This window comes from Micromonospora sp. URMC 103, assembly GCF_051386435.1.
Taxonomy (GTDB): Bacteria; Actinomycetota; Actinomycetes; order Mycobacteriales; family Micromonosporaceae; genus Micromonospora.
In genome coordinates, this window is record NZ_JBPQTR010000006.1 from 854,270 (window position 1) to 876,329 (window position 22,060).

18 protein-coding genes, 1 pseudogene and 1 riboswitch are annotated in these 22,060 nt (G+C 74.2%); of the genes and pseudogenes, 10 read left to right on the forward strand and 9 right to left on the reverse strand.

From position 1 onward, the window contains the following. The first annotated feature begins 54 nt into the window (after positions 1–54). A complete protein-coding gene (locus ACSNOA_RS30310; protein ID WP_436663173.1) occupies positions 55–300 on the forward strand; it encodes a hypothetical protein in 246 nt (81 codons plus the stop codon). A gap of 100 nt (positions 301–400) precedes the next feature. Here ACSNOA_RS30310 and groL read toward each other — a convergent pair whose 3' ends face one another. The 3 genes from groL to ACSNOA_RS30325 all read right to left on the reverse strand — a co-directional run bounded on the left by groL (position 401) and on the right by ACSNOA_RS30325 (position 3,644). Then, complete coding sequence (gene groL / locus ACSNOA_RS30315) at positions 401–2,023, reverse strand: chaperonin GroEL (RefSeq protein ID WP_302920760.1); 1,623 nt, start codon at positions 2,021–2,023, stop codon at positions 401–403. Positions 2,024–2,297: 274 nt separating this feature from the next. Then, entirely contained in the window at positions 2,298–3,335 is a 1,038-nt protein-coding gene (locus ACSNOA_RS30320) for a hypothetical protein (RefSeq protein WP_436663174.1), read from the reverse strand. 105 nt (positions 3,336–3,440) lie between these two features. Continuing rightward, positions 3,441–3,644, reverse strand: coding sequence for a cold-shock protein (locus ACSNOA_RS30325; RefSeq protein WP_007073263.1), 204 nt, complete (start codon positions 3,642–3,644; stop codon positions 3,441–3,443). A 225-nt stretch (positions 3,645–3,869) separates the two neighbouring features. On the opposite strand from ACSNOA_RS30325, the pseudogene ACSNOA_RS30330 reads away from it, so the two are divergent. Then, a pseudogene (locus tag ACSNOA_RS30330) lies at positions 3,870–4,399 on the forward strand (N-acetyltransferase family protein). A 64-nt stretch (positions 4,400–4,463) separates the two neighbouring features. Here the strand turns inward: ACSNOA_RS30330 and paaN are convergent. From paaN to ACSNOA_RS30350, 4 genes are all read right to left on the reverse strand, one after another. Then, positions 4,464–6,137, reverse strand: a complete 1,674-nt coding sequence (gene paaN / locus ACSNOA_RS30335; protein ID WP_436663176.1) for a phenylacetic acid degradation protein PaaN — start codon at positions 6,135–6,137, stop codon at positions 4,464–4,466. A gap of 52 nt (positions 6,138–6,189) precedes the next feature. Beyond that, positions 6,190–7,209 (reverse strand): GNAT family N-acetyltransferase, encoded by a 1,020-nt coding sequence (locus ACSNOA_RS30340; RefSeq protein WP_436663177.1) that lies wholly within the window; start codon positions 7,207–7,209, stop codon positions 6,190–6,192. A gap of 268 nt (positions 7,210–7,477) precedes the next feature. Beyond that, the gene (gene thrC, locus ACSNOA_RS30345; RefSeq protein WP_436663178.1) at positions 7,478–8,764 is read right to left on the reverse strand and encodes a threonine synthase; all 1,287 of its coding nucleotides are present in this window, start codon (positions 8,762–8,764) and stop codon (positions 7,478–7,480) included. Between the two features lie 11 nt (positions 8,765–8,775). Continuing rightward, positions 8,776–8,910: riboswitch (SAM riboswitch) on the reverse strand. Between the two features lie 70 nt (positions 8,911–8,980). Continuing rightward, positions 8,981–9,958 (reverse strand): DMT family transporter, encoded by a 978-nt coding sequence (locus ACSNOA_RS30350; RefSeq protein WP_436663179.1) that lies wholly within the window; start codon positions 9,956–9,958, stop codon positions 8,981–8,983. 93 nt (positions 9,959–10,051) lie between these two features. On the opposite strand from ACSNOA_RS30350, the gene ACSNOA_RS30355 reads away from it, so the two are divergent. Together ACSNOA_RS30355 and ACSNOA_RS30360 are read left to right on the forward strand one after the other, a co-directional pair. Beyond that, positions 10,052–10,369 carry an ArsR/SmtB family transcription factor gene (locus ACSNOA_RS30355; protein ID WP_436663181.1) on the forward strand — a complete coding sequence of 106 codons (318 nt, stop codon included), beginning with the start codon at positions 10,052–10,054 and terminating at the stop codon, positions 10,367–10,369. A 920-nt stretch (positions 10,370–11,289) separates the two neighbouring features. Continuing rightward, entirely contained in the window at positions 11,290–11,958 is a 669-nt protein-coding gene (locus tag ACSNOA_RS30360) for a DUF4232 domain-containing protein (RefSeq protein ID WP_436663182.1), read from the forward strand. Positions 11,959–11,994: 36 nt separating this feature from the next. Here ACSNOA_RS30360 and ACSNOA_RS30365 read toward each other — a convergent pair whose 3' ends face one another. Further along, complete coding sequence (locus ACSNOA_RS30365) at positions 11,995–12,858, reverse strand: ABC transporter permease (protein WP_436663183.1); 864 nt, start codon at positions 12,856–12,858, stop codon at positions 11,995–11,997. After that, the gene (locus ACSNOA_RS30370) at positions 12,858–15,725 is read right to left on the reverse strand and encodes an alpha/beta fold hydrolase (protein WP_436663184.1); all 2,868 of its coding nucleotides are present in this window, start codon (positions 15,723–15,725) and stop codon (positions 12,858–12,860) included. Before ACSNOA_RS30370 ends, ACSNOA_RS30365 begins: the two co-directional genes overlap by 1 nt. Positions 15,726–16,116: 391 nt before the next feature. Between ACSNOA_RS30370 and ACSNOA_RS30375 the strand changes: the two genes are divergently transcribed. The 6 genes from ACSNOA_RS30375 to ACSNOA_RS30400 are packed head-to-tail and all read left to right on the forward strand — an operon-like array spanning position 16,117 to position 22,026. After that, positions 16,117–17,226: a hypothetical protein gene (locus ACSNOA_RS30375; protein ID WP_436663185.1), complete on the forward strand. Its 1,110-nt coding sequence runs from the start codon at positions 16,117–16,119 to the stop codon at positions 17,224–17,226. 42 nt (positions 17,227–17,268) lie between these two features. Continuing rightward, on the forward strand, positions 17,269–19,773 hold the full coding sequence (locus tag ACSNOA_RS30380; protein ID WP_436663186.1) for a sensor histidine kinase: 2,505 nt from the start codon (positions 17,269–17,271) through the stop codon (positions 19,771–19,773). After that, a complete protein-coding gene (locus tag ACSNOA_RS30385) occupies positions 19,770–20,246 on the forward strand; it encodes a roadblock/LC7 domain-containing protein (protein WP_436663188.1) in 477 nt (158 codons plus the stop codon). The genes ACSNOA_RS30380 and ACSNOA_RS30385 overlap by 4 nt, the downstream gene beginning before the upstream one ends. Next, positions 20,243–20,755: a DUF742 domain-containing protein gene (locus ACSNOA_RS30390; RefSeq protein WP_436663189.1), complete on the forward strand. Its 513-nt coding sequence runs from the start codon at positions 20,243–20,245 to the stop codon at positions 20,753–20,755. The genes ACSNOA_RS30385 and ACSNOA_RS30390 overlap by 4 nt, the downstream gene beginning before the upstream one ends. Further along, on the forward strand, positions 20,733–21,497 hold the full coding sequence (locus tag ACSNOA_RS30395) for an ATP/GTP-binding protein (protein ID WP_436663190.1): 765 nt from the start codon (positions 20,733–20,735) through the stop codon (positions 21,495–21,497). The genes ACSNOA_RS30390 and ACSNOA_RS30395 overlap by 23 nt, the downstream gene beginning before the upstream one ends. A gap of 43 nt (positions 21,498–21,540) precedes the next feature. After that, positions 21,541–22,026 (forward strand): hypothetical protein, encoded by a 486-nt coding sequence (locus tag ACSNOA_RS30400; protein WP_436663191.1) that lies wholly within the window; start codon positions 21,541–21,543, stop codon positions 22,024–22,026. Positions 22,027–22,060: the final 34 nt, after the last annotated feature.

A 22,060-nucleotide genomic window follows, 5' to 3' on the forward strand; every position in this document is an offset into this window, starting at 1 on the left:
ATTCGCCCACATGGCCCATCGACGCCCCCTACCGTTTCGGTAGAGGAGGCTGCCATGACCACGGACGACGAACAGACCGACGACGTCGCACCCGTCGCCTGGACGCCGATCGGCGATCTCTCCGGCCATTTTCCGATCGACCGGCTCGACTACGGCGACGCCGAGCAGCTGGCCGAGATGGCCGGGGCCGACGAGACGGCGACCGAGGAGCCGCTCGAGATGGTGGACGCGCCGATCCAGCTGCGCGCGCCGTACGACCCGGCGCAGAAGCGGCGTAACCAGCGCCCGCTGCCGACCTGACGGGCGGCCCCCGCGAGACCGGACGGGGGCGGCCCCGCCGCGAACACGAAACGGGGCGGACCGCATCAGCGGCCCGCCCCGTTTCCGGTCGGAACTGGACTCAGAAGTCCATGTCCCCGCCACCCGGACCAGCCGGGGCAGCCGGGGTCTTCTCCGGCTTGTCCGCCACGACGGCCTCGGTGGTGAGGAACAGCGCCGCGATCGACGACGCGTTCTGCAGCGCCGAACGGGTCACCTTGGCCGGGTCGATGATGCCCGCGGCCAGCAGGTCCACGTACTCGCCGTTGGCGGCGTTGAGGCCGTGGCCCGCCTCCAGGTTGCGGACGTGCTCGACGACGACGCCACCCTCGAGGCCGGCGTTGACGGCGATCTGCCGCAGCGGGGCGTCCAGCGCGATCTTGACGATCTGGGCGCCGGTCGCCTCGTCACCGGTCAGGTCCAGCTTGTCGAAGGCGGTCTTGCCGGCCTGCACCAGCGCGACGCCACCACCCGGGACGATGCCCTCCTCGACGGCGGCCTTCGCGTTGCGGACGGCGTCCTCGATGCGGTGCTTGCGCTCCTTCAGCTCGACCTCGGTGGCCGCGCCGACCTTGATCACCGCAACACCGCCGGCCAGCTTGGCCAGGCGCTCCTGCAGCTTCTCCCGGTCGTAGTCGGAGTCGCTCTTGTCGATCTCGGCCCGGATCTGGTTGACCCGGCCCTGGATCTGCTCGGCGTCACCGGCGCCGTCGACGATGGTGGTCTCGTCCTTGGTCACCACGACCTTGCGGGCGCGGCCCAGCATGTCGAGGCCGACGGCGTCGAGCTTGAGGCCGACCTCCTCGCTGATGACCTGGCCACCGGTGAGGATGGCGATGTCGGTGAGCATGGCCTTGCGGCGGTCACCGAAGCCCGGCGCCTTGACGGCGACCGACTTGAAGGTGCCGCGGACCTTGTTGACCACCAGGGTGGCCAGGGCCTCGCCCTCCAGGTCCTCGGCGATGATCAGCAGCGGCTTGCCCGACTGCATGACCTTCTCGAGGATCGGGAGCAGGTCCTTCACCGACGAGATCTTGCTGTTGACGATCAGGATGTACGGGTCGTCGAAGACGGCCTCCATACGCTCCGGGTCGGTCATGAAGTACGCGGAGATGTAGCCCTTGTCGAAGCGCATACCCTCGGTGAGCTCCAGCTCCAGGCCGAAGGTGTTGCTCTCCTCGACGGTGATGACGCCTTCCTTGCCGACCTTGTCCATCGCCTCGGCGATGATCTCGCCGACGCTGGTGTCACCAGCCGAGATGGAGGCGGTGGAGGCGATCTGCTCCTTGGTCTCCACGTCCTTGGCGAGCTTCAGCAGCTCCTCCGAGACGCTGGCCACGGCGGCCTCGATGCCCCGCTTCAGGGCCATCGGGTTGGCGCCGGCGGCCACGTTGCGCAGGCCCTCACGAACCAGGGCCTGAGCCAGGACGGTCGCCGTCGTCGTGCCGTCACCGGCCACGTCGTCGGTCTTCTTGGCGACCTCCTTGACCAGCTCAGCGCCGATCTTCTCGTACGGGTCCTCGAGCTCGATCTCCTTGGCGATGCTCACACCATCGTTGGTGATGGTGGGGGCACCCCACTTCTTCTCGAGCACGACGTTGCGGCCCTTGGGGCCGAGGGTCACCTTAACGGCGTCGGCGAGCTGGTTCATGCCCCGCTCGAGGCCGCGGCGCGCCTCTTCGTCGAACGCGATCATCTTGGCCATACGGCGTTGTCCTCCTGGACACTCACGGGCCACCCGAGTGTGTGTCCCGGATGGGCCGCCTGGTGTACGCACCTTGGGACGTCACCCTCTGGCGACGGCGACGTCTCCTCGGCCGGGCCGGATAGCCCGCGACGACCGGCCACGTGCCCCGTCGGCGGTTCGTCCCGCCGGCGTGGCCGCGGCCCCACCGCCCCGACCTTGGCACTCGCAGTGTGCGAGTGCCAATGACTTGTTTAGCACTCTCCCCTGCCGAGTGCAAGCACGATTGCCACCGTCAGCCGAGTTCGGTGACCAGCCCGGCGCTGTTCACCGGGCCCTCATGGGCCCGCTGCTCGGCGTACGTCACCACGAACCCCACGAGTTGCGCGACCTGGAGCGGAAGGGACAGCACGGCGCTGACCGCGACCACCACCACGGCGCCCACCGCCGTGCCCGGGGCGGCCAGCGGGTCGGCGCCGAACGGCGTGGTGGCGGCCGCCTCCAGGAAACCGACGACCATGCTGCCGGTGAGCACCACGGCCACCACGAGCGCCACCCGACCCAGCAGGAGCCCCAGCCGCTGGTGGAACATCCGGAACGACCGCCCGATCGGGTTCTGCCGTTCGAAGAGGTAGACGGGGCCGACCATGCTGAGCGCGAAGGCCAGGTAGACGCCCGGGAGGACGCAGAAGCACAGGCCGACCGCGACGATCAGGCCGCTCATGAGCGCCCAGCCCCAGAGCCCGACCATTCGGCGCACGCCGTAGCGCAGCGCCGTACCGAGATCGACCTGGGCGCCGGTGGCCTGGCGGGCGAGCACCCAGGTGCCCGCCGCCCAGCCCAGGGACTGGACCAGCCCGATCAGCACGCTGCCCACGACGGACACCAGGAAGACGGTGGCCAGGTCCTGGAAGAACGTCTCGGGGAGCGCGGACGGATTTCGGGCCATCGAGGTTTCCCAGCGCGCGCTCGGATCGACGCCCAGGGTGATCACCGAGAGGACCGCCGCCGGCAGCACCTGGGTCAGCAGGAGCAGGGGCAGCAGCACCCGCCAGCCGCGCTGGACCGCGCCGACGCAGCGCTGGTACCAGCCGCCGAGGCCGGCCCCGGGCGGGGTGACCAGGGGGTCGGCCGGGTCGAGCCCGGGCGGGTACCACCCGGCGGGCTGGCCGACGTGCCAGTGCTGACCGGGGTACGGGCCGGCGACGGGCGGTGGACCGGACGGGCTCGACCAGCCCGGGTGCGGACCGGGCGGGCTCGACCAGCCCGGGTGCGGACCGGGCGGGTCGGGCTGGCCGGGCGGTGGGACGGCCGTGGGCGGCTGGTCGGTCATGAACCCTCCTCAGCAAAGCTGGAACGGCTCACGATCTTCCTGGCTCGGGGGCCCGCGGCGCAGCCCCGTGTCGGGCCTGCCCGGTTGGACGAGCGGACGGACCGCTCAGGCGACGACGCGCACCCGCTCGGCCTGGGGGCCCTTCTGCCCCTGGGCGATCTCGAACTCCACCCGCTGGCCGTCGTCCAGCGCCTTGTAGCCGTCCATCTCGATGGCGGAGAAGTGGACGAAGACGTCCTGCCCGCCGTCGACGGCGATGAAGCCGTAGCCCTTTTCGGCGTTGAACCACTTCACGGTGCCCTGTGCCACGGTGCACTTCCTCACTCTGCGCGGCGTTTCCTACCCCGAACGCGCGGGCACGGCCGGGCGCTCGGAAATCACCGTTTCCGCGATGGCTGACCGCCGCTGAAATCCGGTGACCGAAATCGCACGCTACACGAGGCGTCACGGCGGCGCACGATCACAAATCGGGCATATGGCACCGATGAATGGTGGGAATCAATCGCCAGCCATCGCTGTGGTAGGCATGCGGGCATGACGAGCGCTCCGGACGGCCCCGATCCGAGGCGGGTGGAGATCCGGCGGGTCCGGCCCGCCGACGCCGCCCGGATGCGCGCGCTGCGCCTGGAGATGCTCGCCGACGCGCCGCTGGCCTTCCTGGAGACCGTCGCCGACGCGGCCGCCCGCCCGCACGCCGAGTACGCGGCCCGGGTCGCGGCCACCTCGGCCGGGTCGCAGACCGCGCAGTTCATCGCCGATCCGGGTGGCCGCCTGGTGGGGCACGCGGGTGGCACGGTGACGCCGACCGAGCCGGGCCTCACCGTGATCTACGCGGTCTACGTGACACCCGCCTGGCGGGGCAGCGGGCTGCTCGGCGAGCTGGTCGACGCGGTGGCCGCCTGGTCCCGGGCCTGCGGCCGCCGGAGCTCATGATGGAGGTCGTCGTCGGCAACGAGCGGGCCTACCGCGCGTACGAGAAGCTCGGCTTCGTCGACACCGGCGTCCGGGTGCCGCACCCCACCATCCCGGCGTTGACCGAGCTCCAGATGCGCCGCCCCGCCTGAGTCGCGACGGCGGCCTCCCGACCGGCCGCGGGGGCCCCGGTTGCGGAGCCCCCGCGGTGGGGCGTCAGGCGTGCCGGCGGCTCTGCACGATGCGGAACCGGTTCGCCACGTACGCGCCGTCGGTGAGCGCGGCGTTGGCCGCCGGGTTGGCGCCGCTGCCGTGGAAGTCGGAGAAGGCCGCCGACTGGTTCACGAAGACCCCGCCTGTGAGGTTGCAGGAGAGGTGCACGCCCACCTCGATCGCCACGTCCTCGGCCGCGTCGAGCACCGCCTCGTCGGTCGAGTAGACGCCCGCCGTGAGCGCGCCCTTCTCACCAACGGTCTTCCGCATGATCTCCAGGCTGTGCGCCGTGGAGTCGGTGGGGATGACGAAGGAGATCGGGCCGAACCACTCCCGGCCGTACGTCGCGGTGTCGTCGGCGGAGACCTTGACCACCGTCGGGGTGCGGACCACCGCGCCGGGGAAGGACGGGTGCTCGACCGTACGCGACTCCAGCACCGGCTCGCCCACCTTGGTCACCTCGTCGAGCCGCTCCAGCACGCCGTCGTTGACGATCGTCCCGGTCAGCTCGACCCCGCGGGCCGGGTCGGCCGTGAGCTTGCCGACCGCCGCGGCGATCCCGCCGGCCACCTCGTCGAAGCTCTTGTGCCCCTGGTCGGTCTCGATGCCGTCGCGCGGGATCAGGATGTTCTGCGAGGTGGTGCACATCTGTCCGCTGTAGAGCGTCAGCGTGAAGCCGAGGTTGCGGCACAGGCCGGCGAAGTCGTCGGTGGAGTCGACGACCACCGTGTTGAGTCCCGCCTTCTCGGTGTAGACGGCCGCCTGCCGGGCGTTCGCCTCCAGCCAGTCGCCGTACTCCGTGGAGCCGGTGAAGTCGACGACCTTGACGGCCGGGTGCAGGGCCAGCGTGGAGGCGAGCTTCTCGTCGGGCGCCTCGGCGGCGAGCAGCACCAGGTTCGGGTCGAAGCCGGCCTCGGCCAGCACCTCCCGGGCGTACCGCACGGTGATGGCCAGCGGCAGCACGGCGCGCGGGTGCGGCTTGACGACCACCGGGTTGCCGGTGACCAGCGACGCGAACAGGCCCGGGTACGAGTTCCAGGTGGGGAACGTGTTGCACCCGATCACCAGGGCCACGCCGCGCGGCACCACGTGGAACGTCTTGGTCATGCGCAGCGGCTCGCCCTTGCCGGCCGCCTTCTCCCAGCCGGCCGTCCCCGGGTGCCGGGTCATCTCGGCGTACGCGTAGGCGAGCGACTCCAGCGCCCGGTCCAGCGCGTGCGCGCCGCCGGCCTGGAACGCCATCACGAAGGCCTGGCCGCTCGTGAACTGCACCGCGTTGGCCAGCTCGAAGATGTGCTTGTGCAGCCGGTCGAGGATCTCGAGGCAGACACCGACCCGGGCCTGCGGGCCGGCGTCGCGCCAGGCCGGCAGCGCGGCGCGGGCCGCCGCCACCAGCTCGTCGGCCTCCGCGTGCGGGTAGCGCACGCCCAGCTCCACGCCGAATGGGCTGGTCTCGGTGGCGACCCGGTCGCCGGCGCCCGGCTGGTCGAGCGGGAAGTCGCCGTTCAGGTACGCCTCGAAGGCCGCCTTGCCGTCGGCCGCGGCGGTCTCGCCGTACACCCGGGGGCTCGGTGACTCGGGGTAGGCGGACCAGTACCCGCGCTCCGAGATCGCGGTCAGCGCACGGGTGAGGGTGTCGACGTGCCGGTCGTAGAGGGGGTGCGGGGTCTCCGTCATGCCCGCCATCATGCAACAGGAAGCACCAGGATCAGTAGGGCCGTGTCACATGTCAAACCGTCAGCTGCCAGTCGGTCCACCCGTCCACCGGGCGGAAGCCGAGCTGCTCGTTGATCGCGACCATGTGCGCGTTGGACGCCGCGTTGAACGTGTCGATGGCGCGTACCGCCGGCTCGTGGTCGAGCAGGTGACGCAGGTTCTCGATCTTGGTAAGCAGCCCGAGCCGGTGCCCGCGGTGCGCCGGGTCCACGATGGTGATCTGCTGGTACGCGTGCCAGTCGGCGGACGGGCCCACATCGAGCAGGGTCCACGCCACCACGCGGCCGGTCGCCTCGTGGCGGGCCGCCAGGTGGTACTGCCGCCGGCCCCGCGCGGCCAGCGCCGCCTCGGTGCCCCGGATCCGGTCGGCGTCGACCCGCTCGGCCTCCCACTCCAGGTCGCCCAGCGGCGCGTCGGTCGACAGCCGCCCGTCCAGGTAGGCGATGTCCGCGACGTACTCCTCGGGGATGCGGCCGTGCCAGCGGACCGTGCGATAGCCGGCGGCGTGGGCACGGGCGCCGGCCAGCAACACGTCCAGCGCCGCCTGGTCGACGGTGGCGGGGTCCAGCCGCCGGCGGACCTCGGCGAGCGCGGGCTGCGCGCCCATCGCGGCGGCGAACGCGGCGCCCGCCTCCGGCCGCTCCGGCCCGCCGGGCAGCGTCGACACCGCCATGCCGACCACCCGTTTGCGGCTCTGCTCCCGCAGCAGCCGCAGGCCGTGTTCGTGCAGCGCCCGGCCCACCCCACGCCGCCGGTGCGCCGGATGGACGACGAGCTCGACCGTGGCGTTCTCGGTGTTGTCGAGCTGCGGCAGGTCGAGCGCCAGGTAACCGGCGGCGACGCCGTCGAGGCGGGCCAGCGCCCAGAGCGTGACCCAGCCCGGCATCGGGTGGCGCAGCATCGCGTCGAAACGGCGGCGGCAGAACGGCGGGAAGTCGGGGAGGTCGGCGTCGTTGGCCGCCGCTCCCACCCGGTACGCCTCGTCGATCGCGGCCGGGTCGGCGGCGTCGAACGGCGCGATCGTGATGGCCATGCCCACAGGGTGCCGGCGGGACAGACGAACGGGCCAGCGAATAAATCGCTGGCCCGTTCGGACGTTGGTCGGGAGGGACGATCGCACAACGCCTCCGGCGTTGGGTCGCAAGAACTTCAAAAGTCTTCGGCGATACGCCCTCCCGCACGGAGCATCTTGCGCCGTCCGGTTCCTGCCGTCAAGTCCTTAGCGGCGGGTTTTCTGCACCCAGAGCGAAAAGCCGGTTACCCGGTGGATCCGCCGGATCCTCCGTCCGGGTGGGTCGCGCTCAGCCGAGCAGGCCGGCGTCGCGCGCGGCGCGCAGGGACGGGCGGATGCGGTGCGTCGGACCGACCTGGCCGGCCACCGCGTCGATGGTCTTCAGCCCCTCGCCGGTGTTGAAGACGACCGTCTCCGCGGCCGGGTCGAGGCGGCCCGACTCGACGAGCTTGCGCAGCACCGCCACGGTGACCCCGCCGGCCGTCTCGGCGAAGACGCCGGTGGTGCGGGCCAGCAGGCGGATGGCCGCCCGGATCTCGTCGTCGTCGGCGTAGTCCATCCAGCCGCCGCTGCGCCGGACCGCCTCCAGCGCGTACAGGCCGGCCGCCGGGTCGCCGATGTTGAGCGACTTGGCGATGCCGGTCGGCTTCACCGGGACGATCTCGTCGGTGCCGCCGTGCAGCGCCGTGGCGATCGGGTTGCAGCCGGCCGACTGGGCGCCGAAGACCTTCCAGCCGCCGGCCGGCGCCTCGACCAGCCCGATCTCCACGAGCTCGGCGAACGCCTTGTCAATCTTGGTGAGCAGCTCGCCCGAGGCCATCGGGATGACCACCTGGGCGGGGATCCGCCAGCCGAGCTGCTCGGCCACCTCGTAGCCGAGCGTCTTGGAGCCCTCCGCGTAGTACGGGCGCACGTTGACGTTCACGAACGCGGTGTCCTCGAACTCGTCGGTCTCCACGAGCTCACCACAGAGCCGGTTGACGTCGTCGTACGAGCCGTCGATGGCCACGAGGTCACCACCGTAGACGGCCGTGGTGATCGCCTTGCCCTGCTCCAGGTCGCTGGGGATGAAGACCACCGAGGGCGTCCCGGCCCGGGCCGCGTGCGCGGCCACCGAGTTGGCGAGGTTGCCGGTGGACGCGCAGGCGAACCGGGTGAAGCCGAGCGCCCGGGCCGCCGTGAGCGCCACCGACACGACCCGGTCCTTGAAGGAGTGGGTGGGGTTGGCGCTGTCGTCCTTCACCCAGAGCGGGGCGGTGATGCCCAGTTCGGCGGCGAGGTGCGGGGCCGCGACCAGCGGGGTGAGGCCGGGGTTCAGGGTGACCCGCGTTGCCGGGTCCTGGCCGGCGGGGAGCAGGGCCGCGTACCGCCACAGGTTGCGCGGGCCGGCCTCGATCTGCTCGCGGGTGACGGTGGCCAGCGCGGCCGCGTCGTAGTCGACCTCGAGCGGGCCGAAGCACTCGTAACAGGCGTGCTGCGCGGCGAGCGGGTAGCGGGCCTGACAGGCGCGGCAGACGAGGGCGCGGGCGGGGCTGGCGGTGGTGTCGATGCCGGAGGCGGCGATCGTCGACGTCATGTCGAGGATTCCTCTCATCTTTCCCCGCATCGCACCCTGCGGCGGGGACGGAATTGGCACCTGCCCCGCCGTCGCTCGTCGATGAGCGTGCGGAGTGGTTGCCGGGGCGTCGTCGGGCCGTATCCCTCAGCCCCTCTGGATGAGGTGTTCAGTTGTGCCGTCGAGTCTAAGCGCCCGCCCCGCCCCGCCTCTCCGGGGTTCCCACGCTGTGAGCCGTCAGCGGGCCACCACGGCCACCGGGTCGACGACCGCGACCGGGTCGGTGACGGCGGCCTGCTGCGGCTCGGCCGCCGGCTCGGCGGCTCCGGCCCGCGACCGGGTGACCAGGTTCGCGGCGACCAGGGCCGCGATGGTGAGCCCGGCGCCGACGAGCTCGGCGGGGCCGGGCCGGTAGCCGCGGGCGATCTGCACCACGAACGTGGTGACCGGGACCAGGTTCATGAACAGGGCGGCGTTTGCCGCGCCGAGCCGCTGCACACCGGTGTTCCAGGCCAGCACCGCGATCACGGCGGCCACGATCACCGCGTACGCCAACTGGGGCGCGATCGCCACGAGGTCGGCGGCGGCCGGCGTGTGCTGCACCCCGGCGAGGTCGGCGCCGGCGCTCGCGGCCAGCATGGCGAGGGTGCCGGCGAACGCGGTCAGGGTCGTGTACCGCAGCGGCGACCACTCGCCGAAGCGGCTCGCCCCGTGGGTGTAGACCGCCCAGCCGACCACAGCGCCGAGCATCATGAGCCCGCCGACGCCGAACTGGCCGAGCCCGGCGAGGCTGCCCCGCGTGATGACGAGGCCGACCCCGAGGAGGGCCGCGAGGGAGAGAGCCAGCAGCACCGGCCGCGGGCGTACGCCGTCACGGACCCACCGGACGAGCTGGGTGACCAGCGGCGTGGTCGCCGTGAAGAGAGCGATCTGCTGCGGCGCGGCGTGCTCCAGGGCCAGGTTGGTGAGCAGGTTGAACCCGGCGAACCCGACCACGCCGAGCACCGTCACCTCGACGGCGCGACCGCCCCAGCGCAGGCTCGCCGCACCCTCCCGGAACAGCAGCAGGGCGATCAGGACGAGGGTGGCCAGCAGGTACCGGGCGGTCGTCAGGTTGAGCGGGTCGACCCGGGTGAGGGCGCTGGCCAGGACCGGGAACATCACCCCCCAGCTCAGGACGGCGAGCAGCGGGAAGGCGGCAGCGCGGGAACGCATGGGGCGGGCTCCAATGTTCGAGTACTTTCGAACCAACGCCTCCGACCCTAGGAGCTTGTTCGTCAGACGTCGAACAACCGTTACACTGGTCACATGGAGATCCACGAACCCGAGCTGCGCGACGTCCCGGTCACGACCGTGCTCGGGGCCCTCGCCGACGACGTGCGGCTGCAGATCGTCCGCTCGCTCGCCGAGGGCGGCGAGTACGCCTGCGGCGCCTTCGAGTTCGGCGTCTCCAAGGCCACCCGCAGCCACCACCTCAAGGTGCTGCGCGAGGCGGGCCTCACCCGCACCCGGGTCGCCGGCACGAGCCGCTTCGTCAGCCTGCGCCGCGAGGAGCTGGAGCAGGTCTACCCCGGCCTGCTCGACGCGGTCCTCGCCCGCACCGGCACCGCGGCCCACCGCGCCTGAACGGCCCTCTCAGGAAGCGGCGGGAGGCGGGTTCTGGGAGAGCGGCATCGCAGTAGCGGCTTCACCGGGGCCCATGACTCGCCCTCCGCTGCGGCAGGCCGCTTCGCACGCTGTCGAGCTGCCCCAGATATGGGGCACGCCCGGCGGTCGATCCCCGGCGTCGGCGTGCGGCGGCCGGCGTGCGGCGGCCGGCGTGCGGCGGTCGACGTGCGGCGGTCGACGTGCGGCGTCGAAGTGCGGCGGTCGACGTGCAGCCGACGTCCTTGGGCGCCCGCCCGGGGTGATCGGCGGGCGGGCGCGGCGGGTCGGTCGGCGCGGGCACGTCGGGGTGATCGGCGGGCGGGCGCGGCCGGTCGGTCGGCGCGGGCACGCCGGGATGATCGGCGGGCGGGCGCGGCCGGTCGGTCGGCGCGGCCACGCCGGGATGACCGGCGGGCGGGCGCGCCGGGCCGGGTTGATCGGCGGCGGCTCTGGCGGGTGTAGGCGCGGCCTCCCCGCCGTGATGTCCGCTCTCAAGATCCGCGCAACATCCCGGATGTAGTGGCCTCCGCCGCCCGCCGAAGCCACAACTTCAGGAAAGTTGTGCGGATCTTGGGGGCAACCGCGCGGAGGCCGGGCGCGGCTGGGGGACGGCGCAGCCGCACACCTGCGGACCCTGGGGTGGGCGCGGCTGGGGGACGGCGCAGCCGCACACCTGCGGACCCTGGGGTGGGCGCGGCTCCGGGACGGCGCAGCCGCACACCTGCGGACCCTGGGGTGGGCGGGGCTCCGGGACGGCGCAGCCGCACACCTGCGGACCCTGGGGTGGGGCGCGACTCCTTGAGACGCGCCCCATATCTGGGGCAGCTCGACAGCGCGCGACCACACCCCCCCGACGCCCTCCGCCGAGGCCACTGGGCGGGCGGTGGGAGGATGCGGCGGTGACACCGCGACCCGCACGGCTCCGACTCCTGCTCACCGGCCTGCCGCTCGTCGCGGCCCTTCCCCTCGCCGCCTGCACGTCCACGGGTGAGCCGGCGAGGTCGCCCGTGGAGCGGCAGCCCGGGCCTGCGGCGACTCCCACCGAACCCGCCGCGGCGCGATGCCCGGAGCCGGGCGTGCTGATCCGTTCGACGGGCTCCGACGCCGCCATGGGGCTGCGGGCGCTCGGGCTGGAGCTGGTCAACTGCGGCACGGGTCCCTACGCGCTGAACGGCTACCCGGCGCTCGCCGTGGCCGACGAGCAGCACCAGCCGATCCGGCTCCGGGTCGTCAACGGGGCCAAGGAGATCACCTCGGGCTTCGACGCGGCGCCCCGCCCGTTCACGCTCCTCCCCGGCGAGCGGGCCACCGCGGTCGTGCTGTGGCGCAACACGTTCACCGACACGACCGGCGCGCCGGCCAACGGGGCGTACCTGGACGTCGCGCCGGCCGCCGGTCGGCCCGCCCAGGCCGTCGACCCGGACGGGCCGATCGACCTGGGCAACACGGGCCGGATCGGCGTCAGCGCGTGGAAGCGCGCCGACCCCGCGACGCCGGCCGAGCCGCCCGCCCCGTCCGCGCCGAGCGGCGCGCCCTCGGTGGCCGTCACCCCGGACAGTCGACTCTGAGGCTCCCGGTACGAGGGCGCCGGCGGGCACGGCCGCCTACGAGGTCACGTCCTTGCGGGTGAAGCGCCAGTAGGCCAGCGCCCAGAACAGCGTCGCGTAGCTGATCGAGGCGATGGCGCCGCGTACCACGTCGTCGGTCTGCACCGGCGTGGAGAGCAGGCCCAGCCAGGCCGTGCTGAAGTGGGTGGGCAGGAAGGACCGCAGCGCGCCGAGCGCGGTGATCTGGTCGAGGATGCTGGACAGGATCCAGAGGAGGACGGCCCCGCCGACCGCGCCGAGCGCCGCGTCCGTGCTCACCGACAGCAGGAACGCCAGGCCCGCCACCACCAGCAGGACGACCGCCAGGTAGCCCAGCACGGCCAGCAGCCGGAGCAGCCCCTCGCCCGGCGGCAGCTCCGCGGCGACCGTGCTGCGCAGGGGCGACCAGCCGTAGCGCAGGGTGCCGGCCAGCAGCGCGGTGCCGGCCAGCAGCAGCATCGCCAGTCCGGAGTACGCGAGCGCGACCAGCAGCTTCACGGTGAGCAGCCGGGCCCGGGGCACCGGCACGGCGAGCAGGTACCGCAGGCTGCCCCAGCTCGCCTCGCTGGCCACCGTGTCGCCGAAGAAGAGCGCCACCACCACGACCAGCAGGAACGACGCCGACACGAAGATGGTGAACAGCGTGAAGTTCAGGCCGCCGGAGGTGGCGAACTCGATGAGGCTGCCGAACTCGCCGCGTCCGTTGTCGTCGTCGCCGGAGTCGAACTGGAACGCGATCAGGATGATCAGCGGCAGCAGCACCATGAACCCGAGCGCGAGCTGCGTACGCCGACGGGCCGCCTGGCGGCGGAACTCGGCGGCGAACGGCAGCGTGGCCGACGGCCGGTAGCCGGGGGCCGCGCCCATCGTGGACGTACCCATCAGCGGTCCCCACTTCCCCGAGAGGTCTCGCCCACCAGGGCGAGGAACGCGTCCTCCAGGCGGCGCCGCGGCACCACCCGGTCCACCCCGATACCGGCCCGGACCAGCTCGGCCACCACGTCGCTGCGGGCCGTGCCGTTGGTGTCCACCACGAGCTGGCCGTCGCTCTCGGGCAGCACGCGTACGCCGTGCAGGCCGTCCAGCACGGCCCGCGCCGCGGCCGGGTCGCTCACCTCGAACAGCACGCTCGGCGACTCGCCGACGATCTCCTCGACCGGCCCGGACGCCACGATCCGGCCCTTGTTCACCACCACGGCGTGGGTGCAGGTCTGCTCCACCTCGGCGAGCAGGTGACTGGAGACCAGCACGGCGCGACCGTCGGTGGCGTACCGCTGGAGGACCCGGCGCATCTCGGCGATCTGCGGCGGGTCGAGCCCGTCCGTCGGCTCGTCGAGCACCAGCAGCTCGGGCAGGCCGAGCATGGCCTGGGCGATGGCGAGCCGTTGCCGCATCCCGTGGCTGTACGTCTTGATCTTCCGGTGCACCGAGTCGCCCAGCCCGGCGATCTCCAGCGCCTCGTCGAAGTGCGCGTCCGCGGCGGGTCGCCCGGTGGCCCGCCAGTACGCCCGCAGGTTCTCCAGGCCGCTCAGGTGCGGCAGGAAGCCGGGCCCCTCGACCAGCGCGCCGATGCGCGAGAGGACCGGGGAGCCGGGCACCAGCCGGTGCCCGAAGACGTAGATCTCACCGGCGGTCGGCTGGGTGAGCCCCATGAGCACCCGCAGCGTGGTGGTCTTGCCGGCGCCGTTCGGCCCCAGCAGGCCGACCACCTGGCCGGGGCGCACCTCGAAGTCCACGTTGGAGACGGCCACGAAGCCGTCCGCGTACTCCTTGCGGAGCTGCCGTACGGCGAGCGGGACGTCCGCGTACGCCGGATGCACGGAGCTGTCGTGGCGACGGTGCCGCCGGCGGACCAGGGCGACGACCACGACGAGCCCGAGGAGGATCCCGGCGAGCAGCCCGACCAGCACCCAGCGCCACAGGGTCGCCGCCGTGGGGATCGGTGCGCCCGGCACGTCGGGCAGCGCCACCGGCGCGTCGCCCGCCGCCACCGTGTAGACGGTGGGCTGGGCCGGCGTGGTGTACGCCTGGTCCGAGGTGGCCACCACCACCCGGAGCCGGTGCCCGGCCTCGAACCGGCGGACGATGGCCGGGAGCGTGACGGTGACCGGCCGGGCGTCGGCGATCCGCGCGGGCAACCCGGTGAGCCGCACCGGGGCGATGAGGCCGTTGGGCAGGGTGGCCGCGCCGTTCGGGTCCACGTCGTAGAGCTTCACGAAGAGCACCGCCTCGCCGGTCGGCGACGCGGCCCGCACCGACACCGTCGGCGCGCCGACGACGTCCACGGCCTCGGTCAGCGGCGCCGACTCGAACCGGGCGTGCTGGCCGGGCACGTCGCCGGCCACGCCGTCGAGCAGGCCGGACAGCCCACCCGCGAAGGGGACCGACGAGATGGCGGCCGGGTTGCCGTTCGGCGGGTTGGCAATGGTCTGCTGCGGGCCGGTCACCGCGATCTCGGTACGGCGCTCGCCGCCCGTGCCCGGGTAGTCGGCGGTGCGGTAGCCGGTCGCCACGAGGCCGCGGTCCAGCGCGTCGAAGCCGGCGATACGCGACCAGGTGAAGTCGTTGCCGGGGGCCGGGCCGTCACCCTTGACGTAGTGGTCGAGCCACTGCACGGTCAGGAACCGCACCCGGTCGGAGTCCGTCTTCGGGCCCTCACCACCGTCGTGCCCGCCCGTGAACCAGGCGACGCGGACGGGGGTGCCCGCGGCCGCGATCCCCCGCGCGTTGGCGTCGGCCTCGGCGAGCGGGAAGAGGCTGTCCGCCTCGCCCTGCACGAGCAGGGTGGGCGCGGTGATCCGGTCGAGGACGCCGGCCGGGCTGGACCGGCGCAGCAGGTCCACGGCGGCCTGGTCGGCGCGGCCCGTGGTGGCGATCCGGAGGTACGCGGCGCAGACGTCGGCGGCGAACCGGCCGCAGGACGGGTCGGCGGCGCCGCCCGGGGCGCGTCCGGGCCCGGTGCCGGGGCCCTCGCCGGGGCCGGGTGCGGGCGGTCCGGCCGAGGCGGGCGCGCCCTGCGGCTGTGCCGCCGTTACGCCGGAGAGCCCGGCCGGCCCCGAACCGACGGTGCCGCCGCCACCGAAGAAGAGACCCGCCCAGCCCTTCTTGAACACACCGGCCGTGGGCTGGCCGCCGGTGCTCTCCGGCAGGAAGCTGCGGGCCAGGTCGTTCCAGGTGATCATGGGGACGATGGCGTCCACCCGCCGGTCCTGGGCCGCGAGGAGCAGGGCCAGCCCGCCGCCGTACGAGCCGCCGACCACACCGACCCGCGGGTCCCCGTCGGCGTCGGTGCGGATCTCGGGACGGGCGGCCAGCCAGTCCAGGAGGCGCTGCGCGTCGCGTACCTCGTAGTCCGGGTGGTCGAGGTGGATCTCCCCGCCGCTGCGGCCGAAACCGCGCGCCGTCCACGTCAGGACGGCGTACCCGCGGCCCGCGAACTCCTCGGCGTCGGCCCGGACCGAGTCCTTCGTGCCGCCGAACCCGTGGGCCAGCAGCACGGCGGGCACCCGCCGCCCGGCCCCGGCCTCCTCGGGGAGGTAGAGCGTGGTGTCGAGATCCACCGGCTGCTGACCGTCGGGTCCGGAGCGGACGGTCAGCACGGCGGCCTCGGCGCGCACGTGCGGGCCGCGCGGCAGAACCGCCCAGACCACGGCGGCGGCCAGCAGCACGGCGACCACCGCGGCGGCAACCGCCCGGCGGCCGGTGGGCAGGGCACGCCGGATCGACGGGACCGACAGCGGCGATCTCATGCGGCACACGGTACGGGTCGATCCCTGAGCGTTGGCTGAGATCGGCCGTACGTCCGTCCGGTTGCGCCGATCGGCGTCCGCGGCCGTGCGACCGCCCACCGTCCAGCACATCCGAGGGGAGACGAATTCGGATCCCGTGAATTCCGATCTACCACTGGAAATCGGCCTTGATCACTGCATGTCACACCTCCCCGCAGCACCCAGCGTGCCGGCAAGACGGACGAACGGTGACATCGCTCGAAGTGACGCAAAGCTGACCGATCGGCGGCGGGATCACCGGGCCGCCCTTCGGTTAGTTTTCCGGTCCGGTACACGGGACCCGGCGGCCACCCCGGCTCCCCAGCCGCCGCTCCCCCGTCACCCCGCCCGCCTCCGCCGGAGGAGACCCACCATGAGCGTCCCCGCGTCACGGGTACGTCCACGGCCCACCGGTCGCGCGCTGCCGCTGCTGCTCGTCGTGGCGCTGCTCGCGCCGCTCGGCGTGCTGTTCCAGCAGACCTGGCGTCTCACCGACGACGACCGGAGCCACGCCGCCCGGGAACGGTCGGGCGTGGAGTACCTGCGCGCCCTCGGCCCGGTCACCGCCGCCCTCGTGGACGCACAGTCCGCCGCGGTCGCCGGCCGGTCCGCGTCCGGCACGGCGCTCACCGAAGCGGTCGAGACGGCCGCCGCCGTGGACGCCCGGATCGGCGACGAGCTGCGCAGCCGGGAGCGCTGGGCCGGGCTGCGCGCCAAGCTGGAGGCGCTGCGCGACCGCGCGCCCACCGACCCGGAGGCGGCCTTCGGGGCGTACGGGGAGGTCACCGACCTGCTGCTCGACCTGCACCGCAAGGTCCGGGAAAGCTCGGGGCTGGTCCGCGACCCGGAATCGGACTCCTTCTTCCTCCAGGACGCGGTCGGGCGGCAGCTGCCCGAGGCGATGGTGGCCGCCGGCCGGCTCACCGACCTCGCCACGCTCGCGGCCCGGCGTTCCACGGACGACCGCGCCCCCGCCCTCGCCGACCTCGCCGCCCTGCGGGTCGCGGCCCTCGGGCCGGCCGGCACCCTCGTCGACGACCTCCGCGCCGCGGTGGACAGCTCGGAGAGCACCGACCTCGGCGGCAGCGTCCTGACGCCACTGGACACCTACCAGCGGGCCGTCGAGGCGCTCGCCGCCGCGTCCGCGCCCACCCGCGCCGGCGCGGTGGACCCGGCACCGGTGGCCGGGGCCCGGCTCGACGCGCACGCGGCCGCCGAGCAGCTCCAGCCGGTCATCCTGGCCGAGCTGGACGCGCTGCTCGCCGCGCGGGTCGACCGGCTCGACCGCGACCGGTGGCTGGCGGTCGGGGCCGCCGTGGTCGCCGTCCTGCTGCTGGCGACACTTGGCTGGATGCTGGTCGCGGCCGCGCGGCGGGGACGTCGGCGGGCCGCCGAGGGGCGCCAGGCGCCGCGGGAGGACCCGCCCCGGACGGTACGAGCTGGTCACCCGGGCACGAGGGGGCACCGCCGCTTCAGCCCGTGAGCCGGGGCGGCGACCCGGACCACGCGCGGTGGAGGCACGGCGATGCTGCTCGCTAGGCTCCGGATCCGCGGCAAGCTGGCCCTGCTCGTCGTCGTACCGCTGATCAGCATGGTGGGCCTCGCGATCCCCGTGGTGGCCGACCGGGTGGCCGTCGCCCAGCGGGCCGGCGACATCGCCGACCGGGTCCGGCTCGCGAGCCGGATCGGCACCCTCGTGCAGGACCTGCAACAGGAGCGCGTCCTCTCCATCGGCCTGCTGCTCGGCCGCGTGCAGCGGGCGGAGCTGGTCCGCAAGGCGGCCACCGTGGACGACCGGGTCGCCGACCTGCGCGCCGAGCGGGGCGACTCGCTGCCACCCGAGGTCGACGACGCGCTCGCCGGCGTACGCGCGCTCACCGACCTGCGCGCCGCGGTGCTGGCCCGCACCGCCACGCCCAACCAGGTGCTCGACGCGTACGGGCCGGTCGACGTGGCGCTGATCGACTCGCTGCGGCTGGCGTTCGACGTGGACACGGACACCGCCGCCGGCCGGCAGGTGCTCGCGCTGGACGCGCTGCTCCGCGCCGACGAGGGACTGGGCCGCTGCGCCACGCTGATCGTGCTGGTGAAGGCGACCGACGATCAGGCCGTCCGCAACGCGTTCGTGGCCTGCATGGCCGCGCTCCGGGTGGACAGCGTCCGGTTCCGCGCCCTCATCACGCCCGAGCAGCGCAAGCTCAGCGAGCTGAACGACGCCGCCGTGGCGGCCCGTACCAGCGCGGACTTCCTCACCACCAGCGCCGTCAACCCGGCCGGAGCGGTCCGCAACGTGTCACTGGACGCGCTCTTCCCCTCGGCCCGGTCGATGGTCACCCTCGGTCAGTTCATCGAGAAGAAGGTCGTGGCGGACGTGCTCGCCGAGGCGACCGGGGAGCAGCGGCGGGCGCTGACCGCCGCGTACCTGGTGGCCGGGGTGGCCGCGCTCATCCTCGCCGTGGTGCTGCTCCTCAGCGCCGCGGTCGCCCGGACGGTGGCCCGCCCGCTGACCCGGCTCACCCGCTCGGCCGACCGGGTGGCCCGCGTCGCCGAGGCGGAACTGGTCCGGGTCGCCGACGACGAGTCGGAGAGCGCGGCCCCGGTGCGGCTCGACCCGGTCGACGTCCGGGCCCGCGACGAGATCGGCGACCTGGCCCGGGCGTTCGAGCGGGTGCAGGCGACCGCGGCCCGGCTGGTCGAGCGGCAGGTGGCCGGCCGGCGCAACGTGGCGCAGATGTTCGGGCACGTGGGCCGGCGTACGCAGAACCTCGTGGGCCGGCAGATCGCCCTCATCGACCGGCTCGAACAGCGGGAGACCGACCCCGGGCGGCTCGGCGACCTGTACCGGCTCGACCACATCTCCAGCCGGCTGCGCCGCAACGCCGGCAGCCTCGTGGTGCTCTCCGGCTCGCCCGGCGCCGACGCGTACGTGGCGCCCGTGCCGCTGGCCGACGTGGTCCGCCTCGCGCTCGGCGAGATCGAGGACTACACCCGGGTGGACGTCCAGGTTCCCGCCGAGATCGCGGCGGCGCCGGCCACCGTCGGTGACCTGGTGCTGGCCCTCGCCGAGCTGATGGAGAACGCGACCGTCTTCTCCCCGCCGCACACCCGCGTGCTGGTGAGTGGCGAGCGGACCGACACGGGCGCCCGGCTCACCGTCACCGACCACGGCATCGGGATGACCCGCGAGCGCCTGGCCGAGGAGAACGCCCGGCTCACCCGCCGCGAGCGGTTGGACCTGGCCCCGACCGAGGTGCTCGGGCTCTTCGTGGTGGGCCGGCTCGCCCGCCGGCACGGCTGGGCCGTGAACCTCGCCCCGACCGGTGGCGGAGGGGTGACGGCCCGGCTGGAGGTCCCGCAGGCGTCGCTGGTGCTCCGGCGTACCGAGCGGGCCGGCGCGGCCGTGGCCCGGGCCACCGTGCCGGCCCGGGAGCGGCGCGCCCCGGCCCCGACCGCCGCCGCGTCGGCCCCGACCGCCGCCGCCCCGGCCCCGACCGCCCCGGCCCCGACCGCCCCGACCGCCGCGCCCGCCGATCCACCGATCGCACCCGCCACCGGGCCGGTGCCGGTGCCGCCCGCCGGCACCACGCCGGCCGGCCTCCCCCGCCGGCCGGTGCGGCGCCGACCCGACGCGGCCGACCCGGCCGACCCCGCCGTCACCCCGCTGATCCGCCAGCGGGTGCCGGGGGCGAACCTGCCGCAGGGCGGTCCACCGCCCGTCGCCGCGGCCGGTGCCGCCGCTGACCCGACGGCGGCCCGCGCCCTCGTCGAGGCCGTCGAATCCGGGGTGCGCCGGGCGACGCTCGACCAACCGGCGACGGCGGATCCGGGCGTACGGCCGGCGCCGCCGCGGCTCAACCGGCGGGTGCCCGGCGCCAACCTCACGGCCGCGCCGCCCCGCCAGTCCCTGAGCCCGCACCCGGGTGACCCGGCCGAGGTCCGCGACCTCATCACCGAGTTCGAGGCGGGCGTCGCCCGTGCTCTGCGCGAAGTCAGTCCAGGCCGTCGCAACGAAGAGGGATCAACACGGTGACCAGTTCCTTCCTGCACGACAACGTCGACCACCCGGGCAGCCCCGCCCCCGTCGGGGACCTCAGCCCCGAGGCCCGCACGTTCAACTGGCTGCTGGACTCCTTCACGTCGGGCACCGCGGGCGTGCTGGAGGCGATCGCGGTCTCGTCGGACGGGCTGCTCATGGCCATGTCGGCGATCCGGGACCGGTCCAACGCGGAGCGCCTCGCCGCCGTGGTGTCCGGCATGACGAGCCTGGCCGGAGGCGCCGCCAGCTGGTACGCCCTCGGCGGGCTGAACCGGGTGATCGTCGACATGGCCGAGGGCTACCTCCTCATCAGCGCGATCAGCAGCGGCTCGGTGCTCGGGGTGGTCGCCGACCGGTCGGCCAACCTCGGCACCGTCGCGTACGAGATGACCCTCTTCGCCGGGCGGGCCGGCGGCGCGCTCACGCCCCGCCTCATCGCCGAACTGAAGAACGCCGTCCAGCAATGACCGAGCAGGTCCCCCGGGAGGGCCCGGATCCGGATCAGACGGTCCGGATCCGGCCCTACCTGCGCGCGCCGTCCGCCGCGGCGACGGGCGCACCGGGGACCGGGCCCGACACGGGCGCTCCGGCGGCCACGTCCGGCGGCGGGCCGTCCGGCGGCGGGTCGGCCGGGGGACCGCCGGGTCTCCGGCCGTTCGTGCTCACCGCCGGGCGGGTGGCGGGCGCCGACGCGGCGATCAGCCTGGAGACCCAGGTGACCGCCAGCCCGGCCGGCCCCGGGAGAGCGTCCACCCTGCTGGCGCCCGAACTCCAGGCGATCATCGCGCTCTGCGAGGAGCCGATCTCCGTCGCCGAGATCTCGGCCCGGACCCGGCTGCACTTCGGCGTGACCCGGGTGCTGGTGGGCGACCTGCGGGCCGCCGGCCACCTCGAGGTGCATCTCCACCACCGCGACGGCGCCTCCGACCCCGATCTCATCCTGCGAGTGATTGATGGACTCCGTGCGATCTCCTGACGGGCCGGTCGCCCCGCTCGGCGGGCTCGCCGCCAACAGCGCCGCCACCCGGTACGGCACGCCGGGCGGGACCGGCTCCGCGACCGGCCGTGCCCAACCGCCCGCGCCCGCGCCGGGGACACACCGCGCCACCGCCGCCGTACCCGCGCCGGGGCCGCTGCCGGGGCCACGCCGCGCCGACGCCCCGCCCGTACCCGTCAAGATCCTCATCGCGGGCGGCTTCGGAGTGGGCAAGACGACGACGGTCGGCGCGATCTCCGAGATCGCCCCGCTCACCACCGAGGCGGAGATGACCAGCGCCGGAATCGGCATCGACGACCCCGGGGCGCGCTCGGCCAAGACCACCACCACGGTTGCCATGGACTTCGGCTGCGTCACCATCGACCGCAGCCTGAAGCTCTACCTGTTCGGCACACCCGGCCAGGCCCGCTTCGGGTTCATGTGGGACGACCTGGCCCGGGGCGCGCTCGGCGCGCTCGTGGTGGTCGACAGTTCGCGGCTGGACGACTGCTACCCGGCCATCGACTACTTCGAGCAGTCCGGGCTGCCGTTCGTGGTGGGCGTCAACACGTTCGACGGGCGGCTGGCGCTGGACCTCGACTCGATCCGCTGGGCGCTGGCCATCGGGGACCACGTGCCGCTCGTGCAGTTCGACGCCCGGGTCCGGCTCTCGGTGCGGGACGCCCTGCTGGTCGTCCTGGACCGGGCGCTGGAACGGGCCACCCGGGACAGGGGGGCCTGAACTCCCGGGAGGTCAGACCCGTATCCACGAAGGGGTGGTCGTGTTGAGAGGTGGGTTGGACGAGACACTGGCCCGGATGGCCCGGCGCGAGGAGGCGCTGCGCCGGGCCGCGGAGGCGGCCGAGCCCGTCGGCGCGGACGCGGCCGAGCCCGCCGGCGCGGAGGCGGCCGAGCCCGTTGGCCGCGAGCCGGGCGCACACCGGCTGGACTCCGACGAGGCACCGGACGAGGACCCCGTCGAGGCGGTCGCCGAGGCGGTCCGCCGGATCGTGGCCGAGCATCCCGGGCTGGCGGTGACCGTCCGGGTGGAGCACGGCGGGCAGGCGTACCCATTGCGGGTCGCCTGGAGCGGCGGGGAGGTGACGGTCGCCGCGGAGCCGACGCCGCCGCCAGCGTGGCCGGTGTCGGGACGGCCCGTGCCCGCGTGGCCGGCCGGGCAGGACGGGCCGGGTCACGACCCGGCGGCGCGGCTCGCCGAGCTGATCCGCCGGGACCCGTCGCTGCTCACCGGCCACGACCGGCAGCGGTGACCGGGCGGGGGCGGCGATCGGCGGCTAGGGTCGG

Bases quoted from the DNA above. Each gene is read 5' to 3' on its own strand.
- ACSNOA_RS30365 (WP_436663183.1), bottom strand. From the start codon at position 12,858: ATGGGTACGTCCACGATGGGCGCGGCCCCCGGCTACCGGCCGTCGGCC.
- ACSNOA_RS30340 (WP_436663177.1), bottom strand. From the start codon at position 7,209: ATGGCCATCACGATCGCGCCGTTCGACGCCGCCGACCCGGCCGCGATC.
- groL (WP_302920760.1), bottom strand. From the start codon at position 2,023: ATGGCCAAGATGATCGCGTTCGACGAAGAGGCGCGCCGCGGCCTCGAG.
- ACSNOA_RS30350 (WP_436663179.1), bottom strand. From the start codon at position 9,958: ATGCGTTCCCGCGCTGCCGCCTTCCCGCTGCTCGCCGTCCTGAGCTGG.
- paaN (WP_436663176.1), bottom strand. From the start codon at position 6,137: ATGACGGAGACCCCGCACCCCCTCTACGACCGGCACGTCGACACCCTC.
- thrC (WP_436663178.1), bottom strand. From the start codon at position 8,764: ATGACGTCGACGATCGCCGCCTCCGGCATCGACACCACCGCCAGCCCC.
- ACSNOA_RS30370 (WP_436663184.1), bottom strand. From the start codon at position 15,725: ATGAGATCGCCGCTGTCGGTCCCGTCGATCCGGCGTGCCCTGCCCACC.
- ACSNOA_RS30320 (WP_436663174.1), bottom strand. From the start codon at position 3,335: ATGACCGACCAGCCGCCCACGGCCGTCCCACCGCCCGGCCAGCCCGAC.
- ACSNOA_RS30395 (WP_436663190.1), top strand. From the start codon at position 20,733: ATGGACTCCGTGCGATCTCCTGACGGGCCGGTCGCCCCGCTCGGCGGG.
- ACSNOA_RS30310 (WP_436663173.1), top strand. From the start codon at position 55: ATGACCACGGACGACGAACAGACCGACGACGTCGCACCCGTCGCCTGG.
- ACSNOA_RS30355 (WP_436663181.1), top strand. From the start codon at position 10,052: ATGGAGATCCACGAACCCGAGCTGCGCGACGTCCCGGTCACGACCGTG.
- ACSNOA_RS30380 (WP_436663186.1), top strand. From the start codon at position 17,269: ATGCTGCTCGCTAGGCTCCGGATCCGCGGCAAGCTGGCCCTGCTCGTC.
- ACSNOA_RS30375 (WP_436663185.1), top strand. From the start codon at position 16,117: ATGAGCGTCCCCGCGTCACGGGTACGTCCACGGCCCACCGGTCGCGCG.
- ACSNOA_RS30390 (WP_436663189.1), top strand. From the start codon at position 20,243: ATGACCGAGCAGGTCCCCCGGGAGGGCCCGGATCCGGATCAGACGGTC.